The sequence below is a fragment of the Fluviispira sanaruensis genome (assembly GCF_004295685.1).
GTDB classification, from domain to species: domain Bacteria; phylum Bdellovibrionota_B; class Oligoflexia; order Silvanigrellales; family Silvanigrellaceae; genus Silvanigrella; species Silvanigrella sanaruensis.
In genome coordinates, this window is sequence record NZ_AP019368.1 from 3,237,557 (window position 1) to 3,255,555 (window position 17,999).

Below are 17,999 nucleotides of genomic sequence, written 5' to 3' on the forward strand. Positions count from 1 at the left end.
CGAATTAAAATATTCTTAACTAAAATGACAAACAGGCCCAATACCATTTCCAATTTTGTAACATGAACCTCTCATGATAGATTTTGAAATATAATTTTTTGCTATTTGGAAAGAAGTTTCTCTGTCCATTCCTTTTGCCAAATTTGCAGCAATTGCTGCAGAAAAAGTACAACCTGTTCCATGGGAATTATTTGTGATAATTTTTTCAGATTCAAGCCAAATAATATTTACTTTATTACCTTCAGAAATAGCCATGCAATCAGATGATTTATTTCCGTTTTCAAAATGACCACCTTTTAAAATCACAGCACGTGGTCCTAATAAAAGTAGATCTATCGCAGCATTTTCCATATCTTTTAGAGAACTTATTTTCCTTGAAAGCAAGATTTCTGCTTCGGGTAAATTTGGAGTTAATATTTCTGCCAAAGGAAGTAAATCATTCAATAATGAATTTAGAGCATCGTCTTTCAGAAGTTTAAAATTATTTTTAGATAAAATCACTGGATCTAGAACAATATTTTTACATTTATATTTGACTAATTTTTCAGAAACTATTTTAATAATATCATCTGTAAATAGCATACCGATTTTTATTGAATCAAATCCAATATCGCTTAAAACACACTCAAGTTGCGTAGCAATTGAATTTTGCGAAATTTCCTGAATATTAAATACACCCATGGTATTTTGCGATGTTATCGCAGTAATAACTGAAGCGCCATAGCATTTGAATTCATGGAATGTTTTTAAATCTGCTTGGATTCCGGCTCCCCCTCCCGAATCAGAACCCGCAATACTCAACACCCTCGAATAGATCTTCACTTCCCCTAAATTTCGCATAGTAGACATCCTAAAATTTTAAAGTTATACGTTTAACGATCACCAGAGGTGCCCTTTATCGGGCTGAGATTGCCATTTCGGCAAGACTCTTGGAACCTGATCTGGATTATACCAGCGTAGGAAGAGTGATAAGTTTTGTTTAATCACAGTTTATATTTATATCCGCACATTTTTCTTTTCACAATCGCTTTCAAGCGATGTGTTTCCGCATTTTTAATTAAACACATCTTATTATCTCTTTCCATAGTTCCCGCTGGATTTCCAATAATTCTTGTAAAAGAAGGAATCCATCTATGGAAAATTTTAAACTTTTTGACCCAAAAAAAATATTTAAAGAATACCCAGAAAGTAAAAAAACTTATTTTGAAGGTAAGTTATTTAAAAATTTAAAAGTTCCCATGCGTGAAATTAAAATAAATGGGAATGGAAAAAAGGACATTTCAAAAAGCATTTACGTATATGATTCATCTGGTCCTTATTCAAATAAAGATACGAATATAAATATCAATGAAGGTTTGTTTCCTTTACGGAGAAGCTGGCTTTTAAAAAGAAAGCCAATCCAAGGAGGGATAACCCAAATGGGATACGCTAAAAAAGGGATCATTACGGAAGAGATGGAATATGCTGCCATTCGAGAATCGCACCATAATCTGAAACTTTTTGAAGAAAATATGGAACGTGAAAAAAGGTTACAAAGTAGAAATAAAAAATTTACTATTCCTAAAGTCATTACACCTGAATATATCCGTGATGAAATTGCCAATGGAAGAGCAGTCATTCCTGCAAATATTAATCACCCAGAGCTTGAACCCATGATTATTGGCAGGAGTTTTTTAACAAAAGTTAATGCCAACATTGGCAATTCTGCAATAAATTCTTCCATTGAAGGAGAAATTGAAAAATTATTGTGGTCCCTTAGATGGGGTGCTGATACCATCATGGATTTGTCTACTGGAAAAAACATTAAAGAAACTAGGGAATGGATTTTAAGGAATTCCCCAATACCTGTAGGCACTGTCCCATTGTACCAAGCATTAGAAAAAGTAGGTGGTATTGTTGAAGATTTAAACTGGGAAATTTATCGAGAAACCATTATCGAGCAAGCCGAACAAGGTGTCGATTATTTTACAGTACACGCTGGGATTCTATTACCTTATGTTCAATTAACACGAAATCGGATGACAGGAATCGTTTCCCGTGGCGGAGCCATCATGGCCAAATGGTGCACATCGCACCATAAAGAAAATTTTATTTATTCTCACTTCCAAGAGCTCTGTGAAATCATGCGCCATTATGACATCACCTATTCCCTTGGTGATGCGCTTCGTCCAGGATCTATTGCAGATGCAAATGACGAAGCTCAATTTGCAGAATTAAAAACCCTTGGTGAGCTTACAAAAGTCGCATGGAAATTCGATGTTCAAACAATGGTTGAAGGACCTGGACATATCCCAATGCATCTCATTGAAGAAAATATGGAAAAACAATTAGAGTATTGTCATGAAGCTCCATTCTATACCCTTGGGCCTCTCACAACAGATTTTGCTCCTGGATATGATCACATTACGAGCGCAATTGGTGCTGCCATGATTGGATGGTATGGATGCGCAATGCTTTGTTACGTTACTCCAAAAGAACATCTCGGATTACCAAATAAAGATGATGTAAAGCAAGGTCTCATTGCCTATAAAATAGCAGCTCATGCATCTGATCTTGCTAAAGGACACCCAGCTGCAAGGAGTTGGGACGACGCTCTTTCCTACGCTCGTTATCATTTTCATTGGGACGATCAATTCCATTTAGCACTCGATCCGGAAACTGCCCGCAAACATCACAATGAAAGCTTGCCTGATGAAAAAAACCTCCGCACACCCTTTTGCTCTATGTGCGGTCCCCGTTTTTGTTCCATGCGCATAAGTTCACAGATATTTGAGTCAAATAAAGATAATTGAGTCATAGCTATTATATATAAAAAAGGAATCAATAAAGTGCGCGTTGGAATTATAGGTGCAGGTATACTAGGTAGGCTCATAGCTCTTGAGCTTTTTAAAAGAAAATATAAAGTAACAATTTTTGAAAAAAGTGATGCCAATTCTTCCGGATCATGCACGACTACCGCTGCTGGCATGCTTGCACCTTGGTCAGAATCATATGAATCCAGCCAACTTGTTTTTGAATTAGGAGTTACATCATTAAAATTATGGCCTGATATTTTGAAAACATTAAACTCAACCCATTTATTTAACCGACAAGGCACAGCCCATCTTACTTTATATCGAGAAAGACATAAATTAGAGAATTTTTTTGAACACTTAAAAAAAAGAAATATCCATTTTGAAGCAATTAAAATCAATAATGAAAATAAAAAAGAATTCGTTGGAGAGTTTTCGCAAGAATATTCTTTTGGATATTATTTTCCTCAAGAAGCGACTTTAAATCCCATGGAGTTTATTTTAAAATGCAATGACTTTTTTAAAGAGAATAAAATTTCGTTTAATTATAATCACAATGTAAAATTTTATGTAAACAATAAAATTACTACAGATCAAGGCGATTTCTACTTTAATACCGTCATTAATACTATGGGATTGGGTGCTAAAAATGTATTTGAAAAAAGTAAGGAAAGTTTAAGAGGAGTCCGTGGATCTTTAGTAATTGTGCATGCACCTTTGGTAAACATCCATTCTGTCATCCGCCTTACCCATTTACGCTATCCCATTTACATTGTTCCAAGAGGAAATAATAAATATATCATTGGTGCCACAAGCCATGAAACTGAATGCCTAAAACCAATTACAGTTGAGTCTTTACTCGAACTCTTAAGCGTTGCTGCGCATTTTGATAAAGGGTTTTTAGAAGCAAATTTACTAGATCAAAGAGTCAATTTGCGCCCCACTTTTATGGATGGTTCTCCCCATTTTTTTAGTCAGAATGGAATTCATTACATAAATGGTCTCCATCGAAATGGGATTACCATTTCACCAGCCTTAGCGAATATATTTTGCAATTACCTTGAAAGAAAAAGTAACAATAACTTAGATTTTCCTATAGAAAAAAATAAAATTATGGAGGAATTATGGCTAAATTATTAATAAAAGTAAATGGAGATAAAAAAAATTACAATGTGGAAAAGTTAAGTATACAAATGCTTCTTGAAAAAGAACAAATTAAAACAAATGGAGTTGCCATTGCATTAAATAAAGTCTTTATTCCAAAACAAAAACATTCTGAGTTATTCCTTCAAAATAACGATGAAATTGAAATTATCACCCCTTCTCAAGGAGGATAAATGCTAGACTTATATGGAAAAAAGTTAAGTTCTCGATTTCTTATTGGAAGCGCCAAATACCCTTCTTTGAATATTTTAAAAGACTCAGTTATGGCATCCCAAGCGGAAGTGATTACCGTATCATTACGGAGACTATCTCCAAATTCAAAGCGAAAAAATGTATTTTGGGAAACTATAAAGTCATTAAATATAAATATATTACCAAACACCTCTGGCTGTTACCTTGCTAAAGATGCAATTACAACAGCGCATATAGCAAGAGAGTTATTTGAGACGAATTGGTTAAAGCTTGAAATATTTGGTGACAGCCTAACCTTACAACCAAACCCTTATGAATTATTAAAAGCTGCAGAACATCTTGCCAAACATAATTTTTCACTTTTTCCATATATGACAGATGATCTAGTTGTAGCGAATGAACTTGTAAATCTTGGATGTAAAGTACTTATGCCTTGGGCTGCCCCTATTGGGTCTGGCAAAGGAATAACAAATTCATTCCATTTGAAGGTTTTGCGGGAACGGTTTCCTTTCGTTACCTTAATTGTCGATGCAGGAATCGGTGCCCCTAGTCATGCAGCTTATGCCATGGAATTAGGAATGGATGCGGTTCTTTTAAATACAGCAGTAGCTGAATCCCACAACCCTACAGCGATGGCATCCGCATTTTCCATGGCCATAACGGCAGGCAGAAAGGCTTATTGTAGTGGCATGATCCCGCAAAGCGATTTTGCCATATCGAGTTCTCCCATCGTTGGCATTCCATTCTAGTAAACATTATTGAGGAACAAATGCTTGAAATAGATAAAAATAAAATGCGATTTTATCCCATAGTAGATAATTTTGAATGGGTAAGAAAATTGATCCAGTGGGGTGCAAAATCAATTCAACTTAGGATTAAAATAAATAATAATGTTCCAAATAATTACGAAGCAGGAGTGTATCTAGAAAATCAAATCAAATCCTCTATAGAATATTGTAAAAAACACCAATGCCAACTTTTTATAAATGATTATTGGGAACTTGCTCTTAAGTACAAAGCATTTGGCATCCACTTAGGTTACGAAGATTCACATCAAGCAGACCTTATGGCGCTTCAAAACGCAAAAATAAATCTCGGACTGAGTACCCATGATTATAACGAACTTAATTTTGCTTTAAAACTCAATCCTTCCTATATTGCCCTTGGACCTATATTCCCTACTCAAACAAAAATCATGCGCTTTGCCCCTCAAGGAATATCTAGAATTACAGAATGGAGAAATCTGATCCCTGCAAATATTCCATTAGTTGCCATTGGGGGTATTTCATTAGAACATGGATTCAGTATTTATTCAGCTGGCGCAGATAGTATTTCAGTCATAAGTGATTTTAAATCTTCACAACATCCTGAAGGACGTGTCAAAAATTGGATTCAAATAGGTGAGTGTTTATGAATATCAATAAATATTCAAGACAAATATCAATTCCTTTTGTTGGAATCCTTGGGCAAGAAAAAATAAAAGATACAAAGGTAACAATAATTGGCGCTGGCGCGTTAGGACATAGCACTTCGATTTACCTTGCTGCTTCTGGCATTGGGCATATTTCTATTTTTGATCATGATATTGTTGAAGAATCAAATCTTTCCAGGCAAATATTATTTTCAGATCAAGACATTGGAAAACCAAAAGCAAAATGTCTTACGGAATATCTTAAAAAACTTTACTCAGATGTTGAATTTCATTTTTTTGATAAAGAATTTTCTGTAAACAATAGTTATTTGCTTCCTTCTAACTGCAACTTCATTATCAATGCAAGCGATAATTATACAACGAGACATGCAATAAATTTAGTTAGCCTACAAAAAAATATCCCCTGGATTGACCTAGGGATTTTAAAAACTCAAGGGCATTTCTGTCTTTTTAATCCAGGCCTTGGTTGTTATGAATGCTTATTTTCAGACGCAACGGACACCATAGAAAATTGTTCTTTATCTGGAGTATTATCCCCCATCTGTGGTATCATAGGCTCATTTGCAGCAAATGAAGTTATTAAGTTCATACTTGGTAAACATACAAAAGACATCAACCACTTTTTTAGTTTTGAATTCCTAGAAAATAATTTTAAAAAATTCTACTGGAAAAGAAACTCAGATTGCCAATATTGTAATGCATTTTTAAAATTACGCCCAACCTCAATTCTTGAAAAAAAAATTTACGATGACTTTTTTATAGATGAGCAAAAATTTAAAGAAAAACAGCAAGACGAAAATAACCTAGCTGTTTTTTTAGATGAACCAACACTTCATTCCTCTTTGGATTCTGCTTTTGAAGAAAGCGATTTTCAAAACAAAAAAACAAAAATTCAATTTATTAATGAAAATATTCACTCGATATTAAATAAAAATTTTTTTCTGATTGATAAACCTAAAAATGAAGAATATTATTCGAAATTTAAACTTATTATTTTTTTATGTCGTAGTGGGATAAAAAGCAAAACTGCCTGTGAAATTTTTAGAAAACAAGGATTTAATGCGTATTATGCACTTAACAGATAATAATTTATTTTTTTAAAAGGTTTTAGGGAAATTTTTTAACTATTATATATCTTTAAAAGGGCGGATCTGTTCCTTACAGGAATTTTCAGAGTGAAAAAGTGTCCACTTGAAGTGGGGGGTGTGATTACAATATTTTCTATTTATTTGCACTCGCATAAATTTTTAATCCTCGATGCCATACAAACTCACTTAGAAAAAAAATGGGTATTAACGACATAAAAGATAAAATATGTAAGTATGGGTTAGGCTTTTGTAAAATAATTTCCGCTGGTACGTTTGCAACTAAAAAAATAGGAATCAACCACGAAAAAACAAAATGCAATATCTTCGGGTAGATAAATTTGGGTCTATTACCAAAATCAACCAATAATGAAAACCAATCTCTCAGTTCATCTATTTTACCCATCCAAAAAGCTAATGACATAAGGAAATATAGAGATCTATATAAGAACAATTGAGAACATATAATAGCAATTGCATAATTTAAAATTAAAAAAACATCAATTTTAATTTGTAATTTAAAAGTATAATAAATAACGATGCCAATTCCTAATAAAGAACTTAATAAACTGCCAATATCAATTTCACCTAATAATATTTGTAATCTTGGACTTATTGGTTGGGTTAAAAATTGATCGAGTTGCCCTTCTAAGATAAATTTAGGAAGTCGAGAAACACCATGAAATATAAGCCCAATATACAATGAATTCACAATGAGATAGCTTCCAGTAAGAATCATCATATGATCCAGCGTCCAGCCATTTAACTCGTTAACATGATTAAAAACTATTATATAAAATAGGATTATCATTGCGGAAGAAATAATATTGATAATTAAACCAGCAAAAAAATCAAACCGATATTGCAATGCAGTCAGAAGATTTAAGCGCATATAAGTTGAAATGAGACGTATATATCTAAAACCATCAGCTACCAAAAGCTTCATATTTTTTAATTCCTTTTTTCATGATCAAAATTGTTAAAACAATGAAAGCAATGATCCAAAAAACCATTAGGATTAATTCTTGAGCAATAGAATGAGCTTTGCCAGTCAAAATTGTTGCTTGAATATAAGCAAAATATCTGAAAGGCGACCATTGAAAAATTGTTTGCAATGCAGATGGAAAGAATTCATAAGGAAGCCATAAGCCTGCCAAAATCCAAAAAATCATTTCTTTTACAACAAACAAAAAATCACTTTTTTCAAACCAAAATGCGAGCAGACCAATCGTAATTTCCATTAAAAAATGTAGACTGACACCACCAAGACAAAAAAAACCTAGAGATAAGATCTGTAATAAGCTTATTGATCTAAAAAGATGAGTGTTAAAAAATAAGCTACTAAAAATAATTAATAATAGAAAAGGAATAAAAATGGTCGTTGCATAAGCAAGTCGATTGCCTAAAAGTTTCAAATATAAGATTAATATCATATTGCTCGGTAAAAGAAGGTATTTGTCTAATTCACCATAGCGAATAGAATCAGACATATTGATATCATCTGGCTGCAATAACGAATAGAATATTTGTGCTCCAACTAAATAACCAATAAAAGATGAAAAATCATAATTAGCAATTGTAGAATTTTGCCTATAGACAAAGAGCCAAAAATAATAATAAGCGGAGAGGCTTGCTAAAATTACAAAAAAACGAAGAAGAAAAGTTCCTCGAAAGACTATGCTATTGGCAAAAGAAATCATTATTATTGTTCGCAACATTTTAAGAAAGTTAATTTTGCGCATAATATTCCCGAATCAAATTCTCAAGTTTTACTGAATTTTCGCCAGTATAACTCTTATATATTTCTTCAATTTGTTTATCCAAGACAATTGATCCTTCGTTAATAATAACAAGTCTGCTGCATAAATTTTCAATATCTTCTAAATAATGACTCGTTAGTATTAATGTCGCTTTGGTATTTTTGTGATAATTAATAAAAAATCGTCGCAGGTTTTCTCTTGATATAAAATCCAAACCGATCGTGGGTTCATCACAAAATATAATTTTAGGCGAATGAATGAGAGAACCGATGATTTCCACTTTCATCCGCTCACCTAAAGAAAGTTGTCGAATAGGTTTATTTAAAAGATTATCAACTTCCAGCATTTCAGATAATTCTGTAACAGTTTTTTTAAATCGTCTTTGGTCAATATCATATATAACTTGATTGATCTTGAAACTATCGATAGCTGGAACATCCCACCAAAGATTGGCTTTTTGTGTGCCTATAAAGGCAATTTGTCTTAAAAACTCATGATCTCGTTTACTCGGTATGAAATTCATGACTTTGCAATACCCCGAAGTTGGGTGAATTACTCCTGAAAGCATTTTCAAAGTTGTCGTTTTTCCTGCGCCATTGGCACCGATAAATCCAACCATCTCTCCTTCTTTAATAGATAGACTCACTTTTTTTACAGCATCCACTAAAAAATATTTACGATTAAAAATGGATTTAATGGCATTAAAATACCCTTCTTCTCGATGAAATGTTTTAAATTGTTTTGTTAAATTTTTAATTTCAATCATTCTTTTCTCCGAAAAGAAATTTTTTCTATTAATATAAATCTATGACAGCTTAATAAGCCGACCAATATAAAATGTATACATAGCTTGGCTACCATAGACTTAATATACTTTGGACTCAAGATGCCAACTTTTAAATAAAGTGAATATATCTAAGTATAATTTAATTCCTTCAATCTTTTTTTCTGCTCAGTTATGATGAAAAAGATAATAGCCATTACAGTAAATGCAAGAACAACACATAAAGAATGCAGAGGCATAATTTCAAACACAGATAGACTTAATAATAGTATTCCAAAAAACTGGCCAATATCAGCGACCAAAGATGTCACAAGAATAATATGTCTTTTTAAATTTAATTCGCACTTATTTAACTCATCACCAATGATATAAATAAGAAGCGGATAAATAAAACCAGACAGAAGGCCTCCGCCAAAGCAGATTAAAAATCCGGAAATAAACAAATTACTTGTATAGATAGTTAACCAAGGCAAAAGTGCAATAAATGTTGTTGATATGCAAATAAACATTATTCCTATCGAATAATTCGTTTTAAAGTATTTTAAAATTTGAGTTAATAACCAATTTCCGACTAAAAATGCTATCGGTTGCATGACAAGTATAAGCTCTAAAGACTTTAATTGCTCAAACGATGGCATGAGCGATCTGACTTGAAAAGGGAATGCTATTATTAAAACCTTAAAGGCTGTCAAACTTAAGAGATAAAGAATGAGCGCCAATAAGAGCTTTGGCATGCGCAAGAAGAATTTAAAACCTGCAGTCAGTGATGCCTTCCCTGGCTTTTCTGAGCTTGGATTGATCTTATCTTTTTCATTATATGCTAAGAAATAAATTGCAAATGCAACAATAAAAAGAAGCATGGGAGTTAAAAACAAGATCGCTGAAAATGTAACTAATTCCTGCATACCTCCTGTTATCATTCCGAGTCTTGCCCCAAACCATCCGCCTAGAATAGTCCCGACGGATATTAAGATTTGGCTCCAAGACGATCGAGTCGCTAAATCCTGTACAGAAAGATTGTGCGCTTTAAACTCCATAAGCCATATTTTGCTGAGAGGCCTTAGAAAAGCAAGCACTCCTCCCTGTAAAAACCTTATGATTGCAATATTTGTCGGCTCAATTATTAAGAGTGAGGCAAATGAAAGTAAACTTACAATTATAATTGAAATGATAAGAGAACTTTTAATATTTAAACTACTCAATACTTTAGCAGCTAAAAACGTCATCACCAATGAACCTGTAAAAAACCAAGCGAAGTTCATGCTAATTTCATTCATGCTCGCTTTTCGTGCCTGCATGAGCCAAGGTAACGCTACAATCATGAGTTGAATAGAATATCGACTTAAAAATGAAGGTAAATAAAGCAAAATAAATTCTAAAAATCGGGCAAAACCGTTCCATCTACATATTTTATGCATTCTCTTTTCCTAAAATAAGTTTAATATTTAAACATATTTTTATTATTTTGCACAAATAAATATGCAGAAATGATAAATATAAAATTTAATTTTAAGACCTAAAATTATTTAAAAAGAATGTCAAATCATAATGACTTATTTAATTTCTCCCATAACCATAATTTTCTTCTAGAAAACCTGTTTTTCTTATATAATACTCTTCATAGACCTTACCTATATGCTTACTCACTCTTAATGTATGCCCAAATGGAGTTCCAGTAAAATCTAGGTTAATATTAAAACTTTCGTCTAGAAGAAAATCTGGCAGAATACTCACAGCTGTATGGCTGATATCAAGATCGACGAGGTTAGGGAAAGAATAAAATGAATCTGGGATATCGCTGATAATATTGTGACTCAAGTCCAGTTTACGCAATTTTGCTAGAGAAGTTAATGACTCTGGGATTGTTGTGATCTCTCCATGTTGTAGACCAAAAAAGCCAAAGCAATTGCTTTTAAAAGATTTTCTCGATTTCCCATTTAAATACAGCTCTTCTAAATTTGTTAATTGCGCAAAAAATTCTGGAATTACTTTAAGTTTATTTCGATTTAAATTGAGAACAATTAAGTTTGTCAATTGTGAAAAAGATTCTGGAATATCCGAAATATCATTTTTACTTAAATCAAGCTCTTTCAGCCGGGTAAGTTTACCTAAGGATTCAGGGATTACACTTATTTTATTATCTTGTAACCTAAGCTCGCGTAAATTTTCAAAGTTACTTAAGTACGATATATCTTCCACTTTATTATGATTAAGATTGAGTGGTTGAACAGATTTAATATCAATATCGTTCGCAGTAAAATACTCTTCAATATTTTTTAACTTTTTGTTAGATAAGTCGATATAGCTAATACTCTTTAAACATCTTTCTTCTTGAATTTCAGTCTTTGTTTCGCAAAGAGTTTGCGCGTAAGAGAGAGAATGAAAACAGCTTAGCAAAAGAATTGGGAATAATAATTTCTTTGCTTTTAAAAATTTAAGAAACATTAAAGTAACCTCATTAAACAGTTATTTCATTAGTTTATCACTAATAATGAACTTTATTTATATCATTATTAGTTACTTTATTAATTTGATCATTAAAGTAACATTGTAAAATAATTTTTATTATAAAATTATAAACATATATTCGAATTGATTTTTGTTTTTCTTTTTAAAAATATTACTTTTATTTATAAAAAAATTGCTTTATTGTAAAATATCATATTGCTTTTATTTTATAAAGTTAATATAAGAACTCTTGGCTCAGAAATGATACAAATTCAACATTATTTAGCAAAAGAGATCACTCTCATGATACTAATGACTTGCAACAACATAGTGCATTCTATAAATTCAACACCCCTTTTAAATAATATTTCTCTTTCCCTCCATGACACCGATAAAACAGCTCTCGTAGGGAACAATGGCTGTGGAAAATCCACTTTGTTAAAACTAATTTCGAATTTACAAAATCCCGATAAAGGAGAAATCACTTGGCGCCGTAACACACGCTTGGGTGTTATCGAACAATTTGTCGATGATAATATCCTTGATCTCACTATTCTTGAAGCGGTAAAACAAAACGCCTCATTCAATCTAAAAGAGTCTGAATGGGAACTCTGTCTTCTTCTCAATAAACTTGGCTTTGAAGATGACTCCTTTGGCACAAAGGTAACAGCTTTAAGCGGTGGTTGGAAAAATCGCTTGCTACTCGCAAGAGCGCTTGCTGCAGAACCCGATTTTCTATTACTGGATGAACCGACCAACCATATGGATGTTGCAACTTTACTCTTTTTTGAAGATTTTATTCGCGAATTATCTATTCCATATTTAATTATCAGTCACGATCGAGAACTTCTTGACTCATGTACAACGCGCACACTTTTTTTACGCGATGGTAACATCTTTGATTTCCCATATGCCTATTCACAAGCACGTCAATCTCTCTTTGAAATGGATGAAGCCGATAAAGCACGGAGAAAAAGTGAATTGAAAGAGATTGATCGTATCACTGCGAGTGCGAAACAATTGGCAACCTGGGGCAAGGTTTATAGCAATGAAAAATTCTCACGCAGAGCAGAAAGTATGTTTAAACGGATTGAAAAAATGCGAGTAAATATAACCGAAAATGCAAGTGTCGATAAAAGAAAGTTAACAATCGAAACAAGTGAATCGCGAGCAAAATATGCTGTTACTTTTGAAAAAACAAATATAAATATCATGAAAAATAATGAAGAAAGAAAACTTTTTTCCATTGAAAAATTATCTATTGCCCGGGGCGATCGCGTCGTTTTACTCGGTAAAAATGGCTGTGGAAAAAGTGTCTTTTTAAATAAACTTGCTGAGCACTATTACATGAATCTCACAAGTAATGGGATTCGTTTTAATCCGCAGTCGAATCTGGGTTATTATGATCAAATGCTCGGTGGAGTTTCACAAACGGAGTCACTTTTTAATATTCTGAGAGAAATTTCGAGTGGCTCCGATCTCAATGTGAAACAAAATTTAATCGCTGCGGGTTTCCCAATCGATGATCATCATAAAACTAGTGTAGAACTGAGCGGAGGACAGAGAGCGCGTTTACAGATTTTACTGATTTCAACTTTAAAACCAAATATTCTTCTCCTCGATGAGCCTACCAATCATATAGATATTGCTGGCTGTGAGGCTTTGGAACAGGAACTTCTTTCAACAAAAATAACCGTTTTTTTCTCATCCCACGACAGGCGTTTTATTGCAAATGTAGCAAATCGCTTTTTGTTTATTCACAACGGAAAGATGTTTGAGATAAATAATCCCGATGAATATTATGCTATGGAGCTTGCTGAAGAGGAGAAGTTTGTGGTTTAAAATTTACCTATAATATGTCCCTTATTACCTAGATTTTCTCCTGTAAAACAAGATATTAATCCACAATTTGATATTATTGCAATTTGCTTTTTTTGTATATGTTCATCTGCCTTCTTAAGTTAACCAGCCTTATCTTTTTTCTTTAATTCTTCAATTTTTTCTAGAAGCATCACTCTTGCTAATGTCTGGTAGCCAAGCCCCTTCTCTTTTCCTAGGGAAATAAGAGTTTTTATAAGATCTTCTGGTAATACTATACTGATTCTTTTTCCGATTGCTTTTCTTCCTTTTTTAGGAGGAATCCATGCAGCGTCTTTTAAGAGCTCATCTGTGATTTCTAGATTTTCAAGCTCTTCATCTAAGTTGTAGTTTTTTTGCTTTTTCATATGCCCTCTTTTCATTGTCTCTCATGCGCCTACATGAAATTGGCCTTACTTTTTCAGTTCTAATTGTGCAAATCAGAGTAAATCCTCTTCCATCTAAAATGATACCTAATAAAATGTATCTATTTTCTCCAAAGTTGACACCGTCTGGTTCAACGATTCTACCTAAGAAAACCATTTCATTTTGAATTATAGTTTCAATTTGCTCAGGAGTAACGCCATGTTTTGAGGTCTTTTGTGTATTACCCTCATCCCAATCAAACTCTCCATTCCAAACATTCGTAAGCCACGTTTCAACTTCTTTATCTGAAGCAATTTGCATCGAAAAGAACCTCCTTTTTCACAGAATCAGTATAGCATATATTTTATATATATACAATATATATAATAATGAATTTATTAATAATATTAAATACTTAAAAACAAGATTTATCTTTGATTTTTAATGCAAATACGCTGTCCATTAAGAATGTTCAACACATCGTTTTTTTGATTGAGAAAATCCAATGGATTTGACAATTTCATCTGTTAATTAATTCCATGAATTTCTCCCAGCTTGAACAATATCATCTATTTTTTCGTTTATTCTAAAAGACAAATGATTTCTCTTTAAATAACTCCACAATCTTTCTATATGATTTAATTGCGGACTATAGAGAGGAAAAAAGAGCAAAGTAATATTCTTCAGCAAACAATCTTGCAATTATTATGGGCACTTGAGCCATCCAATATCAAAAGTTCTTGTTTACATCAATTTATTTTTCTAGAAAATGCATTCAAAATATCAGCATATTCTCTCTTTTTAAAGCTGGCAGAAAAAGCCCTGAATCATTTTCCAGTATCAATATTTATTGTTCCGTATATCCAAGAATTTAAAATGCAATGTTTAATCTTATACTCAGGGCGAACACCTTTTGGACTCCAAATTCCTGACGTGATTGTCTTTTGCCCAAATCTAGTTTCATCTTGGTAATATTGAATAACTTTTTTATCTGGATGTTCTCTCTTTACCTTTTCTATTACTTTAGGAAAGTTTTTTCTGCATCCTGCAATGACTTCTGGATCATTTTTAACGCGCACTGGTCTCGGTTTGACTTTTCTTAAACCTATTTTCTTACAAAACGAATAAATGCTAGATCTACTAAACTTCTTGCCATTATTCTTAAATATAAGATTTTTAATAATTTCAACATGAACAACTTTTGCTTGAGATTCTTGAGAACTTTGCAATGAACATTAATATATTTGACAAATGATTAACATGAATTTTTTTACCAATGGAATTATTTTATAAAAATTTTTATAAAACGAGTGACTTTTTCTTCCAAAACATTAACTGAGTCATTATCAACAATATTTATTTTAAAATGGCGGATAAAAAACAAAGATCAATTAAAGATAATGAATAATAAAAAAAATTGAAACTATATAACACTCGCTTTGGTCGATACAGAATTTTTGTTGGCCTGCATAACATAATTTATAAGAGGGAAGAAAAACTGTTTCGATCTAATTTCAATTGAGTCAAGTGGGTTTAAAGAGCTAATAGAATCTCGACTCGATTTTGTTGCTCCATAAAAGACATAGTGAACTTGATCCGGAACACATAGCTGGGGATTTGAAAAAAGCATTTCCTCATAATCGACAATTGATTTACTTAAATAATTGCAGCCTGTCTTCATACTTTCCCACCAAAGCTTTTTGTTGGCTCGACTTATCTTAACTGAAATATCAATTTCAACTACAAGTGCTCTGAAGACACTGGGAAAAGAAATTACTTAGGGTAATTTTCCTATAATGAGCTTTTAATAAAGCTTCATGTAAAGTCATTGGCTCATTAATCCAATTAGGCTGCTTTACATTGCTTGCCCAAATAACAATGCGCGGGTGTCCCTTTACCAAAACATTAACACAGCGAGTTAATTCTTGCGTGAGCATAAAATTATCCCCAACACAATAAATATCGCACTTATGTAATGATATGAGTGCATTTGTTGATTTAAAAACAAAATACTGAAAATCGCCGCTGATAATGGTACTAAGTGAGTGAATATTTCACCTCGAGTTGCACCTATTGCTGCAATTCCTTTACTCCAGAAAAGATATGAAAGCCAGGATGAGAAAATGACCAGAAATAGTATCCCCATAATGTTTCCCAATGTTGGCAAAAAGGTCAATACAGTTGAACTTTTTGAAATCACTTCATAACCTGCGATAGGAACGAGTATAATTGCTGCTATAACTGCTGAAATCATGACAAAACTATTACCAGAAATCAGTTTATTTTTTATTCTTAAAAATGAGCAATAGAAAGCCCAACTGATTGCTGAAGCCATTGCCCAAATATCGCCTGTATTAATTTTTGAAAGCTGGGATAGTTCGGTAATTTTTCCGTTTAGAACAAGGTATAAAACACCAAATGAACTTAAAATGACTCCAACAATATTCAATCTTGAAATAAAGTCTTTAAAAACAAAACGATTTAGAAATAACACTAATGCAGGAGTTGCAGACAGATAAATAGCAGCATTAATTGGTTGTGTGGATTTAAGGCCTATGTATAAACATAACGAAAATAAAACTTGACCAAAGACTGCTAAAAAGAAGATATTTCGAAAATCTTTTTTTATTAATTTAAAATTATTTCGAATTCTTTGAAAGTAAAGACCAAGAAGTAGAATTGCTGTTAATGTCCATCTTAATTGACTTAATAAAATTGAGTTAATATTTTCAACTAAAATGTCTCCTACAACATCTGCACTCCTATAATTAAAAATATTAATTGCAAATATTCTAGGATACCAAAACCGTAAATTTACAAAAATTTTATAAATAACTATAATAATTGAAAATATATTTTAAAAGCAATTTTCTTCAGTACAACAATCTTGCAATTTTTATGGGCATTTGAGCCCTCCAATATAATTAGTACATTGTTTCTTCTTGGTAATTTTGCAATTTACTTCATCTCTTCAGTGTGTGCATTCTGTTTAAGATTTATAACATCGTTATCTTTGTCGAAGAATAATATTCTGATGATACTTTAATCTAAACTAGTATTGTTAAATATAAAATAATTTTAATTTAACAAGTGATTTGCATTATAATTAAAAAAAAATCTATACGTTTTCTTAACTCAGTAACAACCTGATAACCACTGGTTATCGGAGGAAGTATGAATTTAGATTTTAACAGACAAACAAATAGGCGTGTCTGATGCTGAGAAAGTTGCATAGGGAGAAATAATAAATGGACGCGATATTTTATGCCTTTGTCTCAGCAATGAGAAACACTTCAAACTCTCTTATAAGCACGCAAGTTCTAAGATTCAAGAGTTTGTCTGCGGGAAGTGTTACTTTAGTGAGTCTTGTTCCAGCTTTTTTGATCTCACTGGCATGGAGCATTCAATTTTGGAATTCTTTAACATTGGTCATTCTTAGCCTGATGGTTTTAAAGAACACGTTGTATGGTGTTGCGTTTTATTTGAGATTTCGTGGACTTTCGCACTTGGGAGGTTTTCAGGGATCGCTGTTGGCCGCAAGTCAGCCCGTTTTAGTGAGTGTTTTGTCGTTAGGTGTTTTAGGTGAACACCTTCTAATGAAACAATGGTTTGCAGTCGCGCTAATAACAGTCGCTTTATTAGTTCCTGCAAAGTTTGAAAAGGGCAAGCATTCTGACATCCTGAATTTCGCTCTTGTTCCGGCTCTCTTGTTATCCATCGTCATAGTGATTGACCGATGGATTTTGGTGAACTCTCTTAGCCCGCTAGAGTTCTTTGTTCTAGATAAAGCTATCCTGTTTCCAGTTGTCGTACTCACACTAGTTTTATCTGGTCAGCACCAACTCAAATGGACAGCTCCAGCAAAATTGAAAAGCTCAACCTGGTTTTGGATATGCTCTCTCGGACTGACTTGGGGATTGGCTTCATACACATATGGGGTGTCGTTAGCGGGAGAAAAAACAGCATTGGTGACCATGATTCGCAACTTAGCTTTCCCAGCGGCAGCTCTAGAAAGTGCTTTGCTATTTGGCGAGCAACTCAATAAATCACGAATCTTGAGTTTAGTTTTAGTTGATTCAGCTTGCGCTATAGCAATTTAGCTTCAACATAGCAGCTTTT

At 32.8% G+C, this 17,999-nt stretch carries 19 protein-coding genes, 1 pseudogene and 1 riboswitch; of the genes and pseudogenes, 8 read left to right on the plus strand and 12 right to left on the minus strand.

Features of this window, described 5'->3' with window-relative positions; all coding sequences use genetic code 11:
* Positions 1-15: 15 nt before the first annotated feature.
* Complete coding sequence (thiD, locus tag EZS29_RS13720) at positions 16-840, minus strand: bifunctional hydroxymethylpyrimidine kinase/phosphomethylpyrimidine kinase (protein WP_216678684.1); 825 nt, start codon at positions 838-840, stop codon at positions 16-18.
* 34 nt (positions 841-874) lie between these two features.
* Positions 875-981, plus strand: a riboswitch (TPP riboswitch).
* A gap of 152 nt (positions 982-1,133) precedes the next feature.
* On the opposite strand from thiD, the pseudogene thiC reads away from it, so the two are divergent.
* From thiC to EZS29_RS13750, 6 genes and pseudogenes are all read left to right on the plus strand, one after another.
* A pseudogene (gene thiC, locus EZS29_RS13725) lies at positions 1,134-2,786 on the plus strand (phosphomethylpyrimidine synthase ThiC); the annotation flags it as partial.
* Between the two features lie 42 nt (positions 2,787-2,828).
* Complete coding sequence (locus EZS29_RS13730; RefSeq protein ID WP_172603963.1) at positions 2,829-3,932, plus strand: FAD-dependent oxidoreductase; 1,104 nt, start codon at positions 2,829-2,831, stop codon at positions 3,930-3,932.
* The gene (gene thiS, locus EZS29_RS13735) at positions 3,917-4,129 is read left to right on the plus strand and encodes a sulfur carrier protein ThiS (protein ID WP_130611957.1); all 213 of its coding nucleotides are present in this window, start codon (positions 3,917-3,919) and stop codon (positions 4,127-4,129) included. The genes EZS29_RS13730 and thiS overlap by 16 nt, the downstream gene beginning before the upstream one ends.
* Complete coding sequence (locus EZS29_RS13740; protein WP_130611959.1) at positions 4,130-4,897, plus strand: thiazole synthase; 768 nt, start codon at positions 4,130-4,132, stop codon at positions 4,895-4,897.
* Between the two features lie 20 nt (positions 4,898-4,917).
* Positions 4,918-5,562, plus strand: coding sequence for a thiamine phosphate synthase (locus EZS29_RS13745; RefSeq protein ID WP_216678685.1), 645 nt, complete (start codon positions 4,918-4,920; stop codon positions 5,560-5,562).
* Entirely contained in the window at positions 5,559-6,665 is a 1,107-nt protein-coding gene (locus tag EZS29_RS13750; RefSeq protein WP_130611961.1) for a ThiF family adenylyltransferase, read from the plus strand. The genes EZS29_RS13745 and EZS29_RS13750 overlap by 4 nt, the downstream gene beginning before the upstream one ends.
* 136 nt (positions 6,666-6,801) lie before the next feature.
* On the opposite strand, the gene EZS29_RS13755 is transcribed toward EZS29_RS13750, so the two are convergent.
* The 5 genes from EZS29_RS13755 to EZS29_RS13775 form a co-directional block, all read right to left on the minus strand.
* Positions 6,802-7,611, minus strand: coding sequence for an ABC transporter permease (locus EZS29_RS13755; RefSeq protein ID WP_130611963.1), 810 nt, complete (start codon positions 7,609-7,611; stop codon positions 6,802-6,804).
* Positions 7,592-8,407 (minus strand): ABC transporter permease, encoded by an 816-nt coding sequence (locus EZS29_RS13760; protein ID WP_130611965.1) that lies wholly within the window; start codon positions 8,405-8,407, stop codon positions 7,592-7,594. The genes EZS29_RS13755 and EZS29_RS13760 overlap by 20 nt, the downstream gene beginning before the upstream one ends.
* Positions 8,394-9,191, minus strand: a complete 798-nt coding sequence (locus EZS29_RS13765; protein WP_130611967.1) for an ABC transporter ATP-binding protein — start codon at positions 9,189-9,191, stop codon at positions 8,394-8,396. The genes EZS29_RS13760 and EZS29_RS13765 overlap by 14 nt, the downstream gene beginning before the upstream one ends.
* Positions 9,192-9,340: 149 nt before the next feature.
* On the minus strand, positions 9,341-10,627 hold the full coding sequence (locus EZS29_RS13770; RefSeq protein ID WP_130611969.1) for an MFS transporter: 1,287 nt from the start codon (positions 10,625-10,627) through the stop codon (positions 9,341-9,343).
* A gap of 139 nt (positions 10,628-10,766) precedes the next feature.
* Complete coding sequence (locus EZS29_RS13775) at positions 10,767-11,654, minus strand: leucine-rich repeat domain-containing protein (protein WP_130611972.1); 888 nt, start codon at positions 11,652-11,654, stop codon at positions 10,767-10,769.
* Between the two features lie 264 nt (positions 11,655-11,918).
* Here EZS29_RS13775 and EZS29_RS13780 point away from each other — a divergent pair, with 264 nt between their 5' ends.
* Positions 11,919-13,499: an ABC-F family ATP-binding cassette domain-containing protein gene (locus EZS29_RS13780; protein WP_130611975.1), complete on the plus strand. Its 1,581-nt coding sequence runs from the start codon at positions 11,919-11,921 to the stop codon at positions 13,497-13,499.
* A 119-nt stretch (positions 13,500-13,618) separates the two neighbouring features.
* Here EZS29_RS13780 and EZS29_RS13785 read toward each other — a convergent pair whose 3' ends face one another.
* From EZS29_RS13785 to EZS29_RS16235, 6 genes are all read right to left on the minus strand, one after another.
* Complete coding sequence (locus EZS29_RS13785; RefSeq protein ID WP_130611978.1) at positions 13,619-13,882, minus strand: hypothetical protein; 264 nt, start codon at positions 13,880-13,882, stop codon at positions 13,619-13,621.
* Positions 13,851-14,201, minus strand: a complete 351-nt coding sequence (locus EZS29_RS13790) for a BrnT family toxin (protein WP_130611981.1) — start codon at positions 14,199-14,201, stop codon at positions 13,851-13,853. Before EZS29_RS13790 ends, EZS29_RS13785 begins: the two co-directional genes overlap by 32 nt.
* Positions 14,202-14,411: 210 nt before the next feature.
* The gene (locus tag EZS29_RS16375; RefSeq protein ID WP_130611984.1) at positions 14,412-14,582 is read right to left on the minus strand and encodes a transposase; all 171 of its coding nucleotides are present in this window, start codon (positions 14,580-14,582) and stop codon (positions 14,412-14,414) included.
* 125 nt (positions 14,583-14,707) lie between these two features.
* On the minus strand, positions 14,708-15,109 hold the full coding sequence (locus EZS29_RS13800; protein ID WP_130611987.1) for a winged helix-turn-helix domain-containing protein: 402 nt from the start codon (positions 15,107-15,109) through the stop codon (positions 14,708-14,710).
* A gap of 194 nt (positions 15,110-15,303) precedes the next feature.
* On the minus strand, positions 15,304-15,561 hold the full coding sequence (locus EZS29_RS13805) for a hypothetical protein (protein WP_130611990.1): 258 nt from the start codon (positions 15,559-15,561) through the stop codon (positions 15,304-15,306).
* Between the two features lie 237 nt (positions 15,562-15,798).
* Positions 15,799-16,734 carry a DMT family transporter gene (locus EZS29_RS16235; protein WP_342777865.1) on the minus strand — a complete coding sequence of 312 codons (936 nt, stop codon included), beginning with the start codon at positions 16,732-16,734 and terminating at the stop codon, positions 15,799-15,801.
* A gap of 394 nt (positions 16,735-17,128) precedes the next feature.
* Between EZS29_RS16235 and EZS29_RS13815 the strand changes: the two genes are divergently transcribed.
* On the plus strand, positions 17,129-17,980 hold the full coding sequence (locus tag EZS29_RS13815) for an EamA family transporter (protein ID WP_130611996.1): 852 nt from the start codon (positions 17,129-17,131) through the stop codon (positions 17,978-17,980).
* Positions 17,981-17,999 lie beyond the last annotated feature (19 nt).

What these genes read in the sequence shown, in the direction of transcription:
- thiD (WP_216678684.1), bottom strand. Translation starts at nt 840, where the DNA reads ATGCGAAATTTAGGGGAAGTGAAGATCTATTCGAGGGTGTTGAGTATT.
- thiS (WP_130611957.1), top strand. Translation starts at nt 3,917, where the DNA reads ATGGCTAAATTATTAATAAAAGTAAATGGAGATAAAAAAAATTACAAT.
- EZS29_RS13740 (WP_130611959.1), top strand. Translation starts at nt 4,130, where the DNA reads ATGCTAGACTTATATGGAAAAAAGTTAAGTTCTCGATTTCTTATTGGA.
- EZS29_RS13745 (WP_216678685.1), top strand. Translation starts at nt 4,918, where the DNA reads ATGCTTGAAATAGATAAAAATAAAATGCGATTTTATCCCATAGTAGAT.
- EZS29_RS13750 (WP_130611961.1), top strand. Translation starts at nt 5,559, where the DNA reads ATGAATATCAATAAATATTCAAGACAAATATCAATTCCTTTTGTTGGA.
- EZS29_RS13755 (WP_130611963.1), bottom strand. Translation starts at nt 7,611, where the DNA reads ATGAAGCTTTTGGTAGCTGATGGTTTTAGATATATACGTCTCATTTCA.
- EZS29_RS13760 (WP_130611965.1), bottom strand. Translation starts at nt 8,407, where the DNA reads ATGCGCAAAATTAACTTTCTTAAAATGTTGCGAACAATAATAATGATT.
- EZS29_RS13765 (WP_130611967.1), bottom strand. Translation starts at nt 9,191, where the DNA reads ATGATTGAAATTAAAAATTTAACAAAACAATTTAAAACATTTCATCGA.
- EZS29_RS13770 (WP_130611969.1), bottom strand. Translation starts at nt 10,627, where the DNA reads ATGCATAAAATATGTAGATGGAACGGTTTTGCCCGATTTTTAGAATTT.
- EZS29_RS13775 (WP_130611972.1), bottom strand. Translation starts at nt 11,654, where the DNA reads ATGTTTCTTAAATTTTTAAAAGCAAAGAAATTATTATTCCCAATTCTT.
- EZS29_RS13780 (WP_130611975.1), top strand. Translation starts at nt 11,919, where the DNA reads ATGATACAAATTCAACATTATTTAGCAAAAGAGATCACTCTCATGATA.
- EZS29_RS13785 (WP_130611978.1), bottom strand. Translation starts at nt 13,882, where the DNA reads ATGAAAAAGCAAAAAAACTACAACTTAGATGAAGAGCTTGAAAATCTA.
- EZS29_RS13790 (WP_130611981.1), bottom strand. Translation starts at nt 14,201, where the DNA reads ATGCAAATTGCTTCAGATAAAGAAGTTGAAACGTGGCTTACGAATGTT.
- EZS29_RS13805 (WP_130611990.1), bottom strand. Translation starts at nt 15,561, where the DNA reads ATGAAGACAGGCTGCAATTATTTAAGTAAATCAATTGTCGATTATGAG.
- EZS29_RS13815 (WP_130611996.1), top strand. Translation starts at nt 17,129, where the DNA reads ATGGACGCGATATTTTATGCCTTTGTCTCAGCAATGAGAAACACTTCA.